The sequence below is a fragment of the Xanthomonas euroxanthea genome, assembly GCF_903989455.1.
In the GTDB taxonomy this organism is placed as follows: Bacteria; Pseudomonadota; Gammaproteobacteria; order Xanthomonadales; family Xanthomonadaceae; genus Xanthomonas; species Xanthomonas euroxanthea.
In genome coordinates this window covers 1,019,337-1,032,677 of sequence record NZ_LR861803.1, presented here as the reverse complement: position 1 = coordinate 1,032,677, position 13,341 = coordinate 1,019,337, and the positions used below count along the sequence as shown (strand labels likewise).

General features: G+C 66.9%; 14 protein-coding genes. 9 read left to right on the top strand and 5 right to left on the bottom strand.

What is annotated here, in order from left to right; genetic code table 11:
• Nucleotides 1-258 precede the first annotated feature (258 nt).
• From H7A86_RS04250 to H7A86_RS04210, 9 genes are all read left to right on the top strand, one after another.
• Nucleotides 259-837 (top strand): hypothetical protein, encoded by a 579-nt coding sequence (locus H7A86_RS04250; protein ID WP_119130771.1) that lies wholly within the window; start codon nt 259-261, stop codon nt 835-837.
• 1 nt (nt 838) lies between these two features.
• Nucleotides 839-1,396, top strand: coding sequence for a cob(I)yrinic acid a,c-diamide adenosyltransferase (locus H7A86_RS04245; RefSeq protein WP_119130770.1), 558 nt, complete (start codon nt 839-841; stop codon nt 1,394-1,396).
• 37 nt (nt 1,397-1,433) lie between these two features.
• The gene (locus H7A86_RS04240; RefSeq protein WP_104584989.1) at nt 1,434-2,342 is read left to right on the top strand and encodes a histone deacetylase family protein; all 909 of its coding nucleotides are present in this window, start codon (nt 1,434-1,436) and stop codon (nt 2,340-2,342) included.
• Between the two features lie 125 nt (nt 2,343-2,467).
• Nucleotides 2,468-4,900, top strand: coding sequence for an LPS-assembly protein LptD (gene lptD / locus H7A86_RS04235; RefSeq protein ID WP_104584987.1), 2,433 nt, complete (start codon nt 2,468-2,470; stop codon nt 4,898-4,900).
• On the top strand, nt 4,897-6,288 hold the full coding sequence (locus tag H7A86_RS04230) for a peptidylprolyl isomerase (RefSeq protein ID WP_104584983.1): 1,392 nt from the start codon (nt 4,897-4,899) through the stop codon (nt 6,286-6,288). Before lptD ends, H7A86_RS04230 begins: the two co-directional genes overlap by 4 nt.
• 4 nt (nt 6,289-6,292) lie before the next feature.
• Nucleotides 6,293-7,261 carry a 4-hydroxythreonine-4-phosphate dehydrogenase PdxA gene (gene pdxA, locus H7A86_RS04225; protein ID WP_119130769.1) on the top strand — a complete coding sequence of 323 codons (969 nt, stop codon included), beginning with the start codon at nt 6,293-6,295 and terminating at the stop codon, nt 7,259-7,261.
• 113 nt (nt 7,262-7,374) lie between these two features.
• Nucleotides 7,375-8,163: a 16S rRNA (adenine(1518)-N(6)/adenine(1519)-N(6))-dimethyltransferase RsmA gene (gene rsmA, locus H7A86_RS04220; protein ID WP_104584976.1), complete on the top strand. Its 789-nt coding sequence runs from the start codon at nt 7,375-7,377 to the stop codon at nt 8,161-8,163.
• A gap of 36 nt (nt 8,164-8,199) precedes the next feature.
• Nucleotides 8,200-8,583, top strand: coding sequence for a Co2+/Mg2+ efflux protein ApaG (gene apaG, locus H7A86_RS04215; RefSeq protein WP_104532996.1), 384 nt, complete (start codon nt 8,200-8,202; stop codon nt 8,581-8,583).
• A 28-nt stretch (nt 8,584-8,611) separates the two neighbouring features.
• Entirely contained in the window at nt 8,612-9,574 is a 963-nt protein-coding gene (locus tag H7A86_RS04210; protein WP_104584972.1) for a symmetrical bis(5'-nucleosyl)-tetraphosphatase, read from the top strand.
• A 73-nt stretch (nt 9,575-9,647) separates the two neighbouring features.
• On the opposite strand, the gene H7A86_RS04205 is transcribed toward H7A86_RS04210, so the two are convergent.
• The 5 genes from H7A86_RS04205 to H7A86_RS04185 form a co-directional block, all read right to left on the bottom strand.
• The gene (locus H7A86_RS04205; RefSeq protein ID WP_119130768.1) at nt 9,648-10,142 is read right to left on the bottom strand and encodes a dihydrofolate reductase; all 495 of its coding nucleotides are present in this window, start codon (nt 10,140-10,142) and stop codon (nt 9,648-9,650) included.
• A 66-nt stretch (nt 10,143-10,208) separates the two neighbouring features.
• Nucleotides 10,209-11,003: a thymidylate synthase gene (locus tag H7A86_RS04200; RefSeq protein WP_104649447.1), complete on the bottom strand. Its 795-nt coding sequence runs from the start codon at nt 11,001-11,003 to the stop codon at nt 10,209-10,211.
• A complete protein-coding gene (lgt, locus tag H7A86_RS04195) occupies nt 11,000-11,890 on the bottom strand; it encodes a prolipoprotein diacylglyceryl transferase (protein WP_119130767.1) in 891 nt (296 codons plus the stop codon). Before lgt ends, H7A86_RS04200 begins: the two co-directional genes overlap by 4 nt.
• Before the next feature lie 54 nt (nt 11,891-11,944).
• Entirely contained in the window at nt 11,945-12,436 is a 492-nt protein-coding gene (locus H7A86_RS04190) for a TPM domain-containing protein (protein ID WP_164739227.1), read from the bottom strand.
• Nucleotides 12,436-13,335, bottom strand: a complete 900-nt coding sequence (locus tag H7A86_RS04185) for a TPM domain-containing protein (RefSeq protein WP_115676158.1) — start codon at nt 13,333-13,335, stop codon at nt 12,436-12,438. The genes H7A86_RS04190 and H7A86_RS04185 overlap by 1 nt, the downstream gene beginning before the upstream one ends.
• Nucleotides 13,336-13,341: the final 6 nt, after the last annotated feature.

The following is a 13,341-nucleotide window of genomic DNA, read 5'->3' as shown; positions in this document are numbered from 1 at the left end:
CGTTGCCGCGTCCGGGTGGGACAGCTTGCCGCGCCCGGGCCGGCGTAGCGCGGCCGGCTGCTCACCCAGGCCCCGCTGCCCGACCCTTGCCGCTGCAGGGCACACCCAGGCGCCCACCGGTCTGCATCCGCGGTGGGCGGCGGCAACGGCAGCGCTGCCACGGTCGCTTGCGCCAGCCACTCCCGCAGGACCGCCGAGGCGCGGGCGTGCCGGGTTCCACGCTACACTCGCCAGCCTGTGATCCGGCCACCTCCGCGCATGACTCCTCGCTCGCACGACACCCTGATTTTGAGCCTGCTTGCCGTCCTGATGGCGGCCACGCGGATCAATCACTTCGCGCCGGTCCCGGACGCGTCCTGGGCGGTGTTCTTCATTGGCGGCTTCCACCTGACCGCGCGCACCAGGCTGGCCTTCCCGCTGCTGATGCTGCTGGCGGTAGCGGTGGACTGGCTGGTGATCACCCGCCAGGGCCTGAGCTTCTGGCAGCACTACTGCGTATCGCCGGCGTACTGGTGCCTGGTGCCGGCGTATTTCGCGCTGTGGGCCGGTGGGATGTGGTTGCGCCGGCAGTACCACGGTGCGCAATGGAGCGCGCTGGCCAGGCTGGTGCCGGCGCTGTTGCTCTCCGTGGCGCTGTGCCAGTTGATCGCCCAGGGCAGCTTCTACTGGATCAGCGCCAGCGTGGCCGAGCCGACCGTGGCCGGCTGGTTCAGGAACTACAGCGACTGGCTGGGGCCGTATCTGCGCAGTGCCGCGCTGTATGTGGCCGCCGCCGCGGCGATCCAGGTGGCAGCCGAGCGCCTGACCAGCGCGCCCGGCCAGATCCAGGCCGGCTGAGATGGGCAACCGGCTCTCGCGGATCTATACGCGCACCGGCGACGACGGCAGCACCGGCCTGGGCGACGGCAGCCGTACCGACAAGGACGCGTTGCGCGTCAACGCCTATGGCAGCGTGGACGAGGCCAATTCGGCCATCGGCGTGCTGCTGGCCGCCCCCGGCGTGCCGGAACCGGTTGCCGAGCTGCTGACCACCCTCCAGCACCAGCTGTTCGATCTGGGCGGCGAGCTGTGCATCCCGGGCCATGCGGCGATCGATAGCGCCGATATCGCTGCACTGGAGCGCCAGCTGGATCTTTTCAACGACACGCTCCCCCCGCTGAAGGAATTCATCCTGCCGGCCGGTGGCGAGGCCGCCGCGCGCTGCCACCTGGCCCGCACCATCGTGCGCCGGGCCGAGCGCGAGACCGTTGCGCTGTCGCGCCAGGAGACCGTGCGCAGCGAGGCGATCGGCTATCTGAACCGGTTGTCGGACCTGCTGTTCGTGCTGGCGCGCGTGCTGGCGCGTGCCGATGGCCAGCAGGAAGTGCTGTGGCGGCACGACCGCCGGCGCGGCTGACCTGCACATGGCACGGCGGACAGGCTAGATTTGCCCCATGTTGGTCTTTACCCATCCCGCCTGCCTCGGTCACGACGCCGGCCCCGAGCATCCCGAGCGCCCCGCCCGTCTGGAAGCGGTACTGGAGGCGCTGCGCGACGCCTTCCCGGACCTGGACTGGCGCGAGGCGCCGCTGGCCAAGCTCGGCGACCTGTGCCGTGTGCACGAGCGCGAACAGGTGGATGCGGTGCTGGAAACCGCCTTCGACGGCCACCATCGGCTCGACGTGGACACCGTGATGTCGCCCGGCTCGCGCGCGGCGGCATTGCGCGCAGCCGGCGCCGGCGTCGCCGCGGTAGACGCGGTGATGCAGGATGCCACCCGGACCGCCTTTTGCGCAGTGCGCCCACCCGGTCACCACGCCACCGCGCAGGTGTCGATGGGCTTTTGCCTGTTCAACAACGTCGCCGTGGCCGCCGCGCATGCGCGCGACCGGCATGGGCTGGAACGCATCACCATCGTGGATTTCGACGTCCACCACGGCAACGGCACGCAGGCGATCTTCGAGCGCGACCCTGCCGTGCAGTATCTCAGCACCCACCAGTCCGGGCTCTATCCTCACTCGGGCAGCGTTTACGAGCGCGGCATCGGCAACATCCACAACCTGCTGCTGCAGCCAGGCAGCGACGGGCTGCGCTTCCGCAATGTGTGGGAAGACGAGATGCTGCCGCTGATCGACGCCTTCCGCCCGCAGCTGATCCTGATCTCTGCCGGCTTCGATGCGCATCTGCGCGATCCGCTGGCCGATCTGATGCTCGATGCCGACGATTTCGCCTGGCTGACCGGCGCACTGCGCACCCTGGCTGACCGCCATGCGCGTGGCCGGGTGGTGTCCATGCTGGAGGGCGGCTACGACCTGCAGGCCTTGCGCGAGAGCAGCGTGGCGCACGTGGCCGCGCTGCGGTGAACCCCGACGGCGCGTCGCTCGCGCCCCCATCGCGATGAACCTCGCCCCCCCGACCCGGGAGCTCTTCATTGCCCCTATGCGGGGTATGCGGCAAGCTAGTCGCCATTTTATTGGTTGAATCACGCGTGCGCCGAGTTCTCCGCCTGCTGCCCCTGCCTTTGAGCATCGCCATCTGCCTTCCGGCCATGGCTGCCGACAAGCCGTTGAACTGGGGACTGTGCCCGGCGGTGGATCCGCTGCCCGGCTTCGACGGCGCCCCCGCCGCCGATGCCAAGGCCGCCGAAATGCGCCAGGAGTTGCCGACCGACATCGAAGGCGACCAGCTCTCCGGTACCGATACCACCCCGCAGTACCAGGGCAACGTGGCGCTCAAGCGCGGCGACCAGTTCCTGGGTGCCGACAACCTGCGCATGGACACCGAGACCGGCAACTACATCGCCGAAGGCAATGTCCGCTACCAGGACACCTCCTTCCGCATGGTCGCCGACCGCGCCGAAGGCAATCAGGACACCGACGCCCACAAGGTCACCAACATCCAGTACCAGTTGGTGGACCGGCGCGGCAATGGTGCGGCCGAATCGGTGGATCTGCAGGGCCAGGTTGGGCAGATGCACCGTTCGACCTACACCACCTGCGATCCCTCGCAGCCGATCTGGCGCGTGCGCGCGCCGGAGATCGACGTCGACAACGAAGAAGGCTTCGGCACCGCACGCAACGCCGTGCTGCAGATCGGCAAGGTGCCGGTGCTGTACTTCCCGTGGTTCAAGTTCCCGATCGACGACCGCCGCCAGACCGGCCTGCTGTTTCCGCAGTTCGGCCTGTCCGGCCGCAACGGTTTCGACTACCTGCAGCCGATCTACCTGAACCTGGCGCCGAACTACGACGCCACCCTGCTGCCGCGCTACATGAGCAAGCGCGGTTTCATGTTCGGCACCGAGTTCCGCTACCTGTACGAAGGCGGCCGCGGCGAGATCACCGGCAACTACCTGCCCAACGACGACCTGCGGAAAAAAGACCGCGGCAGCGTCTTCTATAGCGGCTATCACAACATCAATGATCACTGGCAGGCGCGCAGCAGCATCTCCTGGGTCAGCGATACGCGCTATGTGGAGGACTTCACCAGCCGCCTGAACGGCATGGGCTCGGCCTCCAGCCTGCAGAGCACCATCGGCATCTACGGTACCGGCGAGACCTGGACCGCCGGCCTGATGGCCGACCGCTGGCAGCTCACCGACTACACGCTGGACGAGCAGTCGCTGCCGTACAACCGCCAGCCGCGCGCCTATTTCACCTGGGACAAGCCGTTCGGCATCTTCGAGGCCGGCGTGTATGCCGAAGCGGTGCGCTTCACTCACGACGATTCGTACTTCGTCAGGCCCCCGTTGAACGGGAGCACCAGCGGCGATGACGATGATGACGACTATGTCCGCACCAACATCCGCAACAAGGAATATGGCAGCGGTTCGCGCCTTGACATCAAGCCCTACATCTCCATGCCGTTGTCCGGCGCGGCCTGGTTCTTCACTCCGACCGTGGCATGGCGCTACACCACGTACCAGCTGGATTCGACGCTGGCCAACACCGCGCCACTGACCGGTGATCGTTCGCCCTCGCGCAGCCTGCCGATCGCCTCGCTGGATGCCGGGCTGTATTTCGACCGCGAGACCTCGGTGTTCGGCACCAACTATCTCAATACGCTGGAACCGCGCCTGTACTATTTGTACGTGCCGTACCGCGACCAGGACGATCTTCCGGTCTTCGATACCCGCCCGTTCACCTTCAGCTACAGCCAGTTGTTCCGCGACACGCGCTACACCGGTGCCGACCGCCAGAACGATGCCAACCAGCTGACCCTGGCGGTGACATCGCGCTGGCTGCGCCAGGACGATGGCCGCGAGAAGCTGTCGCTGAGTGCAGGCCAGATCCTGTATTTCAACGACTCGCTGGTCACCATCAACAACAGCACCAATTCGGCCGCCGGTAGCGAACAACCCATCGAGCAGGGCAAGTCCGCCTGGGTGGCCGATGCCAACTACATGATCAACGACCGTTGGTCGATGGGCGCCACCTACCAGTGGAACCCCAACTCGCGCAAGGAAGACCTGGCCAGCCTGCGTACGCGCTATCTGCTGGGCAACGACGGCATTATCAATCTGGCCTATCGCTACCGCCGCAATCCGACCAACAACACCGACCAGCTCGAGCAGGCCGATTTCTCGTTCCTGTATCCGATCAACCCCACCTGGAGTGCGGTCGGCCGTTACTACTACTCGCTGCTGGACCGCAAACCGCTGGAAATGATCGGTGGCGTGCAGTGGGACAGCTGCTGCCTGGCGGTGCGCGCGCTGGTGCGCCGGTTCGTGCGCAACCGCGATGGCGAGATGGACAACTCCATCCAGTTCGAGTTCGTGCTGAAGGGCCTGAGCTCGTTCGGGCAGAACACGGACCGCACTTTGCGCCGTGCTATTCTCGGCTATTACCGCGACGACCTCTACCTGGTCCCGCCCAGCAACACCACGACTAATCCGGACGATTACGATCCGAACTTGATTCCATGACCAAGCCTTTCTCTGTTGTTCTCGCCTCGCTGCTGGTACTCACCAGCACGCTCTCGCCGTTGGCCTCGGCGCAGCAATCCCAGCCGCTGGATCGCATTGCCGCCATCGTCGACGAAGACGTGGTGCTGCAGAGCGAGCTTGATCGCGCCGTGCGCAACGTCAAGTCGCAGTACGCCGGCCGGGAGAACCAGCTGCCGCCGGACGATGTCCTGCAGCGTCAGGTGCTCGAGCGTCTGGTCCTGGTCAAGCTGCAGGTCGGCCGCGCCGATGGCAGCGGCATCCGCGTCAGCGACGAGGAACTCAACCGCGCCATCGCCAGCATCGCCCAGCAGAACGGCACCACCGTGGACGGCCTGCGGCAAAAGCTGGCGGCAGACGGCATGGGTTATGGCGACTTCCGCGCCTCGGTACGCGACGAAATCATCGTGCAGCGGTTGCGGCAGAGCTTTGCGCAGAGCCGCATCAGCGTGAGCGAAGGCGAAGTGGATACCGCGCTGGCGCAGCAGGCCACCACCGGCAGCCAGTACCACCTGGCGCACATCCTGGTGGGCCTGCCGGAAGGCGCAACCGCCGATCAGATCGCCACCGGCCAGAAGAAGGTCGATGGCGTCAAGGCATTGATCGACAAGGGCGAGCTGGATTTCTCGGCAGCCGCGGTACGGTATTCCGATAGCCCCAATGCGCTGGAAGGCGGCGATCTGGGATGGCGCAGCCTGGACGAAATCCCGAACGCATTCGCCCAGTTGATCCGCGACATGCAGCCTGGCCAGGTGGCTGGTCCGCTGCGTGGTCCGAGCGGTTTCCAGCTGCTCAAGCTGGTGGAAATGCGCGACGCCAATGCCGGCGGCGAGAAGAAGCTGGTCACCGAGTACAACGCCCGCCACATTCTGGTGCGCATCGGCGACAACCAGACCGAAGCGCAGGCGAAGGCCAAGATCGACACACTGCGTGCGCGCATCACCGGCGGTGCCGACTTCCAGGCGGTTGCGAAGGAGTCGTCCGAGGACACCAACAGCCGTGGCCAGGGTGGCGATCTGGGCTGGTTCCCGGCCGATGCGTTCGGCCCGGACTTCGGCAAGCAGGTCGAAGGCCTGGCCGATGGCGCGGTGTCCGAGCCGTTCCGCACCCAGGCGGGCTGGCACATCGTGCAGCGCGTGGGCAGTCGTCAGACCGACGTCAGTGCCGAGAGCCAGCGTGCGCAGATCCGTGAAACGATCGGCCGCCGCAAGCTGGAAGAAGAGTACAACCGCTACCTGCAGGAGCTGCGCGGCGAAGCCTACGTGAGCTTCCGCACCGGCGACCGCGCCGATGGCGATGCCACTGCGGCACCAGCCAAGCCGGCCGACCCTGCCGCACCGACCCCGCCGCCGGCACAGCCGACGCGCTGATTCGATGCTCCCGTCGCTCGCGCTGGTGCCAGGCGAGCCGGCCGGGATCGGGCCGGAACTATGCGTCCGGCTCGCTCAGCGGCCGCGCTCGGACGCCCACCTGGTCGCCTACGCCGATCCGGACACCCTGCACAGCGCCGCAAAGGCGCTGTCCTTGTCTGTGCGGTTGCTCGATCCGGACCAGCGCGCGCGTGCGCCCGGCGACTTGCCGCTGCATCCGATCCGCCAGGCCGTGGCGACCCGCTTCGGCACGCCCGACCCCGCCAACGCGGCAGCGGTGATTGCCGGCCTGCGTGGCGCCGCCGGCGCCTGCCTGTCCGGCAGGCTGCAAGGCATGGTCACCGGCCCGGTGCACAAGGCGGTGATCAATGCCGGCGGCATTCCCTATACCGGCACCACCGAGCTGCTGGCCGAACAGGCGGGCTGCCCGGTGGTGATGATGCTGGCCAATGCCATCGTGCGCGTCGCCCTGGTGACCACCCATCTGCCGCTGCGCGCAGTGGCCGATGCGATCACCGCCGACACCGTCACGCGCTGCCTGCGCATCACCGACGCTGCACTGCGACGCGACTTCGGCCTGGAACGCCCGCGCATCGCGGTGCTGGGCCTCAACCCGCATGCCGGCGAAGACGGGCACCTGGGCCGCGAGGAACTGGACATCATCATTCCGGTGCTGGAGCAGCTACGCGGCGACGGCATGCAGCTGATCGGCCCGCTGCCGGCCGATACCGCATTCTTGCCGCAGAAGCTCACCGGTTTCGATGCGGTGGTGGCGATGTATCACGATCAAGGCCTGCCGGTGCTCAAGTACAGCGGTTTCGAGCAGGCGGTCAACATCACGCTCGGCCTGCCGTATCCGCGCGTGGCGGTCGATCACGGCACCGCGCTGGAGCTGGCCGGGCGCGGCCTTGCCGACCCGTCCAGCCTGATGGCGGCCACCGACCTGTGCGCGCGTCTGGCGAAACGCGACTGAGCAACGGCGATTGCCGCGCTCAACGGTGCGCAGCGTGCACGCAGCCCGTCTGTCGCGTCTTGCAGGCGCAGAACCGGCACCGCGTGCAGGCGCTGCCACGTTAAACTGCGCGCATGAATCATTCTTTCAGCGCACCGGCCAAGAAGTCGCTTGGCCAGCACTTTCTTGCCGACCGGTATTACATCGACCGCATCGTGCAGGCGGTGGACCCGCGCGCCGGCCAGCACCTGGTCGAAATCGGCCCTGGTCAGGGCGCGATCACCTTTCCGCTGCTGCGCAAGCACGGCGCCCTGACCGTGATCGAATTCGACCGCGACCTGATCGCCCCATTGACGGAGGCGGCCGCACCGATCGGCGCGCTGAGCATCATCCATCGCGATGTGCTCAGTGTGGATTTCACTGCGCTGGCCGATGGCACGCCGATCCGCTTGGTCGGCAACCTGCCCTACAACATCTCCTCGCCGATCCTGTTCCATGCGCTGGACCATGCCGCAGCGGTGGCCGACATGCACTTCATGCTGCAAAAGGAAGTGGTCGACCGCATGGCTGCCGGCCCCGGCAGCAAGGTGTACGGGCGGTTGAGCGTGATGCTGCAGGCGTACTGCGAGGTGACCGCGCTGTTCGTGGTGCCGCCGGGCGCATTCCGGCCGCCACCGAAGGTGGATTCGGCGGTGGTGAGGCTGGTGCCGCGCGATCCGGCCACGGTGCTGATCAGGGATCGGCGGCGCTTTGCCGACGTGGTGCGCGCCGGCTTCGGCCAGCGTCGCAAGACCCTGCGCAATGCCTTGTCCAACGTCTGCGAGCCCGCCCATTTCGAGGCCGCGCAGGTGCGCCCGGATGCACGCGCCGAACAACTCGAGGTCGCGGATTTCATCCGTCTGGCCAATGTCGAGCTGGCTTGAGCGCCGCTCCCACACGGTTTTCTTTAGACTTTCCGCATGCACGATGATCCACGCTACCGGGTCGAGGTCGAGGTGTCGCCCCGCTTCCTCGCCCATCAGTCGACCCCCGACGAAGGCCGCTATGCCTTCGCCTACAGCATCCGCATCCAGAACGCGGGCGCCGTGCCCGCGCGCCTGGTCGCGCGTCACTGGCAGATCACCGACGCCAACGGACGCACCGAGCGGGTGGATGGCGAAGGCGTGGTCGGCGAGCAACCCTGGCTGCGTCCCGGCGAGGCGTTCAGTTATACCTCCGGCGTGCTGCTGGAGACCGAGCAGGGGCAGATGCAAGGCCACTACGACATGGTGGCCGACGATGGCACCGAATTCACCGCCCCGATCGCCGCCTTCGTGCTGAGCGTACCCAGGACGCTGCACTGATGGATGCTGGACTGATGGAGCGCACGCGATGAGCGTCTGGGCAATTGGCGATCTGCAGGGGTGTTACGACATCACCCAGCGCTTGCTGGAAAAAATCAACTTCGATCCTGCGCAGGACACCTTGTGGTTCTGCGGGGACCTGGTCAACCGCGGCGGTCAATCGCTGGAAACGCTGCGCCTGGTGCATTCGCTGCGCGCACATAGCGTGGTGGTGCTGGGCAACCATGATCTGTCGCTGCTGGCGATCGGCGCGCGCTCGGAAGAAGAGCAGCGCAAGGTCAATCCGGATCTGCTGCGCATCGTGCTGGCCGAAGACCGCGACCTGCTGCTCGACTGGCTGCGGATGCAGAAGCTGGCACACGTGGACCGCGACCTGGGCTGGATGATGATCCATGCCGGGCTCGCGCCGAAGTGGACCACGCAGATGGCCGAGAAACATGCACGCGAGGTCGAGCAGCAACTGCAGGGCGGCGGCTACCGCAAACTGCTGCGCAACATGTACGGCGACCAGCCGGGCTGGTCGCCGGGCCTGAGCGGGTACGACCGCAGCCGCGCGATCATCAACCTGTTCACGCGCATGCGCTATTGCACCCCACGTGGACGCATCGCCACCGATGACAAGGGCACGCCGGGGACGCAGGCACAGGGCCTGTACCCGTGGTTCGAAGTGCCGGGCCGGGTCGAGCGCGACCTGAAGATCGTCTGCGGGCATTGGTCCGCGCTCGGGCTGACCATCACCCAGGGCGTGCATGCCATCGATACCGGCGCCGTGTGGGGCGGCAAGCTCACTGCGCTGCAGCTGGATACCGACGAATTGCGCGTGGTGCAGGTGCCGGGAATTCCGATCACGCAGCCGGCGCAGGCCGCGCAGCGCAACCGGCCACCGCGCCGGCGGCAACGCCAGCGCGGTGGCGGCGGGGACCATGCGAACGCGAGCGCCGGTTCCACCACTGCTCCCGATACCGCCCCGCCCGCTCCTGCTGCTGACTGAGGTGAGAGACGGGTCTGGTCAGATGAATCGAACCAAGCGCTGAGCCACCCGCGCTTCGGTCGAAGCACACGCCTCAGCGTCGCCGATAGTCCACGTAATCGAATGCGAAGGCATGACGGGCATCGGCCGCATGCGGTTCGCGCTGCACGGCTTCCCACACGGCCGGGTCGATCGGCGGAAAGTAGGTGTCGGCCCGCTCCACGCTGGTGTCCACGTCGGTCACCGCCAGCAGGTCGGCACGCTCCATGGTCAGGCGATACACCTCGCCGCCACCGATGACGCACAACTCCCGGGCGCCGGCCGCCTCGGCCTGCGCAATCGCGGCATCGACCGACGCCACTGCCTGCATGTCCGCGAACGGCACCTGCCCCGAACGTGTCAGCACCAGGTTCAAACGCCCCGGCAGGGCGCGTCCCAACGACTGCGCAGTCTTGCGCCCCATCAGGATCGGCTTGCCCAAGGTCAGCGTCTTGAAACGCTTCAGGTCGTCCGGCAATTTCCACGGCAGCTCGTTATCGCGGCCGATGGCGTTGTTGCGGTCGAAGGCAACGATCAGGGTCAGTTTCATGCAGCAGACGATATCCCTTCGAGCATCAAGGCAACGTGTGGCCTCACGCGGCCGGCGAAGCGCCGCCTACACCGCCACCGGTGCCTTGATCGCCGGATGCGGGTCGTAACCCTCGATGGCGATGTCGTCGAAGCGGAATGCGAACAGATCGGTCACGGCGGGATTCAGGCGCAAGGTCGGCAGCGCGCGCGGGGTGCGTGTCAGTTGCTCGCGTGCCTGCTCGAAGTGGTTCGAGTACAGGTGCGCATCACCGAGGGTATGCACGAAATCGCCCACGCCCAGGCCGGTCGCCTGCGCCACCATATGCGTCAGCAACGCATAGCTGGCGATATTGAACGGCACGCCCAGAAAGATGTCGCCGCTGCGCTGATAGAGCTGGCAGCTGAGTTTGCCGTCGACCACATAGAACTGGAACAGGCTGTGGCATGGCATCAATGCCATCTGCGGCAGTTCGCCGACATTCCAGGCGCTGATCACCAGCCGGCGCGAATCCGGGTTGCGCTTGATCTCGTCCACCAGCCATTGCATCTGGTCGATCTCCACCCCGTCCGGGCCGGTCCAGCGCCGCCACTGCTTGCCGTAGACCGGGCCGAGATTGCCATCGGCGTCGGCCCACTCGTCCCAGATGCGGACCTGGTTGTCCTTGAGATACCCGATATTGGTATCGCCCTGCAGGAACCACAGCAGCTCGTGGATGATCGAGCGCAGATGCAATTTCTTGGTGGTGACCAGCGGAAAGCCGTCGTTGAGGTCGAAGCGCATCTGCCAGCCGAACACGCTGCGCGTGCCGGTGCCGGTGCGATCGGACTTCTCGGCGCCGTGTTCCAGCACATGCTGCAGCAGGTCCAGATAGGGCTTCACTTGCCCGCCTCCACGCCCACGGCCTGCACCCGCCCCGGCTGCAACACCGGCGCGCGGCGCGACATCGCCAGCAGCACCAGGCCCACCGCAATCAACGGCAGGCTCAGGATCTGCCCCATCGTCAACCAGTTGAAGGCCAGGTAGCCGATCGGCGCATCCGGTACCCGCACGAATTCCACGATGAAGCGGAACACGCCGTACAGCAGCGCAAACAACCCGGACACCGCATAGCGGGCGCGCGGCTGCATCGAGAACGCCCACAGCACCACGAACATCACCACCCCTTCCAGCGCCGCTTCGTACAGCTGCGACGGGTGCCGCGCGAACTGGGTCAACGCACCGGCAACGTATTGCGCCTGGATTTGCGCTGGTGCGACATTGGCCAGCTCCGGCGCATGCGGAAAGATCACGCCCCAACCGGCCTGGGTGAACTTGCCCCACAACTCGCCGCCGACGAAATTGCCCAGCCTCCCGAAGCCCAGCCCCAACGGGACCAGCGGCGCCACGAAATCCATCACGTCGAAGAAGTGCAGCCGATGCTTGCGCGTCCACAATCCGCAGGCGATCAGCACGCCCAGCAGGCCGCCGTGGAAGCTCATGCCGCCTTGCCATACCTTGAACAGGATCAACGGGTTGGCCAGCAAGCTGTCGAACGCATAGAACAGCATGTAGCCGATGCGCCCGCCCAGCACCACGCCGAGCATGCCGTAGAACAACAGGTCGGAAAATCCGTCCATGTCCACACCCGGCAGGCGGCCGCGCAGGATGCGCGAGCGTCCCAGTGCCCAGGCAGAGAAGAATGCGGCCAAGTACATCAACCCGTACCAGTGCACCTGCACCGGTCCAAGCGAGAAGGCGATGGGGTCGATGGCGTGCAGATAGATCATGCGGACCGCGGATCACAAAAAAGCGAGGCGTCTATTCTGACACCTCGCGCGCGCTCAGCCTAAGAGCTGGGGACGATCGGGCAGCTCGTCTTCATGCTGGGAGCCGGGGACGGCGGGGAAATGCTCGGTCAACAGCGCGGTCACCGCCTCGATCCCGGCCAGCACCGCTGCCTCGTACTCGCCATCGCGCAGGAACTGCTGCATGCGCCGGCACACCTCGGCCCAGTGCGCCTCCGGCACCCGGCTGCGCAGGCCACGGTCGGCAACCACCTCGATGGCGTGGTCGGCCAGCAGCAGATACAGCAGTACCCCGTTATTGGCCTCGGTGTCCCAGGTGCGCAATTGCGCGAAGACCTGTTCGGCGCGCTGGCGCGCGGTCTGCCCACGCCATAGCGCGTCCAGCGGCAGGTCGGCATCCACCGCCACCATGATCTGCCCGGTGTGGGTGCGCTCGCTGGCGGCCACTGCCGCGGCGATCGCATCCATGCAGCTGGCCGGGAAACTGCGCTGCGCCGAGGGCGCGAAAACGTGTCTGAGCCACCGCATCACCAGCTCCCCGAGGCGCCACCGCCTCCCGATGATCCACCACCACCACCCCAGCCGCCGCCACCGAAACCGCCGCGGCCACCGCCTCCAAAGCCGCCGAATCCACCACCGCCCCAGCCACCGCCGCCGACAAAGCGCCCCGGCGAACCGGACGCCAGGCCCGCCAGCAGCCCGATCACCGCAGCGCCGGCGCTGGCAAACAGCAGCGAGGTAAACAGCAAGGCAGCGCCGCCGGCCGCGACGCCGGTCAGCAACGCACGCAGCGGCCGCGGCAGGGCGCCGAGGATTCCACGCGCCACCATCGCGACCACAAAGCCGATGAACAAGGCCATGATCCAGCCACCGCCTCCGCCCGAACCATTGCCCGTGCCGGCAGCGGCGTGCCCGCTGACCGGCGCCGGCAAGGGCTCGCCCTCGATCAGGCCGGCCAGCGTCGCAGTCGCAGCGCCGATGCCGCCAGCGTAGTCGCCCTCACGGAAGCGCGGTGCCAGGTACTCCTGAATGATGCGGTTGGCGGCAATGTCGGGGATCGCGCCCTCCAGGCCGTAACCGGGCTGGATGCGCACCCGGCGATCGTCCTTGGCCACCAGCAGCAGCACGCCGTCGTCCACGCCCTTGCGACCGATCTTCCACTGGTCGAACACCCGCTGGGTGTACTGCTCGATCGCCTCCGGCTGGGTGGTGGGCACGATCAGGATCTGCAACTGCGCGCCCTTGCGCTGCTGCAGGGCCAGCGCCTGCTGCTCGAGTTGCCGGGTCTGCGTGGCGTCCAATGTGCCGGTGGTATCGACCACCGGCGAGCGCAGTGGCGGAATGGCTGCAAGGTCCTGCGCCAGCAGCGAGGCCGGCAGCAACAACAGCGCCAACATCCAGAACACCCAGCTGTGCGTTTGCCGCATTGCCTG

Coding starts and splice junctions, on each gene's coding strand:
- H7A86_RS04250 (WP_119130771.1), top strand. CDS start 259: ATGACTCCTCGCTCGCACGACACCCTGATTTTGAGCCTGCTTGCCGTC.
- H7A86_RS04245 (WP_119130770.1), top strand. CDS start 839: ATGGGCAACCGGCTCTCGCGGATCTATACGCGCACCGGCGACGACGGC.
- H7A86_RS04240 (WP_104584989.1), top strand. CDS start 1,434: ATGTTGGTCTTTACCCATCCCGCCTGCCTCGGTCACGACGCCGGCCCC.
- H7A86_RS04230 (WP_104584983.1), top strand. CDS start 4,897: ATGACCAAGCCTTTCTCTGTTGTTCTCGCCTCGCTGCTGGTACTCACC.
- pdxA (WP_119130769.1), top strand. CDS start 6,293: ATGCTCCCGTCGCTCGCGCTGGTGCCAGGCGAGCCGGCCGGGATCGGG.
- rsmA (WP_104584976.1), top strand. CDS start 7,375: ATGAATCATTCTTTCAGCGCACCGGCCAAGAAGTCGCTTGGCCAGCAC.
- apaG (WP_104532996.1), top strand. CDS start 8,200: ATGCACGATGATCCACGCTACCGGGTCGAGGTCGAGGTGTCGCCCCGC.
- H7A86_RS04210 (WP_104584972.1), top strand. CDS start 8,612: ATGAGCGTCTGGGCAATTGGCGATCTGCAGGGGTGTTACGACATCACC.
- H7A86_RS04205 (WP_119130768.1), bottom strand. CDS start 10,142: ATGAAACTGACCCTGATCGTTGCCTTCGACCGCAACAACGCCATCGGC.
- lgt (WP_119130767.1), bottom strand. CDS start 11,890: ATGATCTATCTGCACGCCATCGACCCCATCGCCTTCTCGCTTGGACCG.
- H7A86_RS04190 (WP_164739227.1), bottom strand. CDS start 12,436: ATGCGGTGGCTCAGACACGTTTTCGCGCCCTCGGCGCAGCGCAGTTTC.
- H7A86_RS04185 (WP_115676158.1), bottom strand. CDS start 13,335: ATGCGGCAAACGCACAGCTGGGTGTTCTGGATGTTGGCGCTGTTGTTG.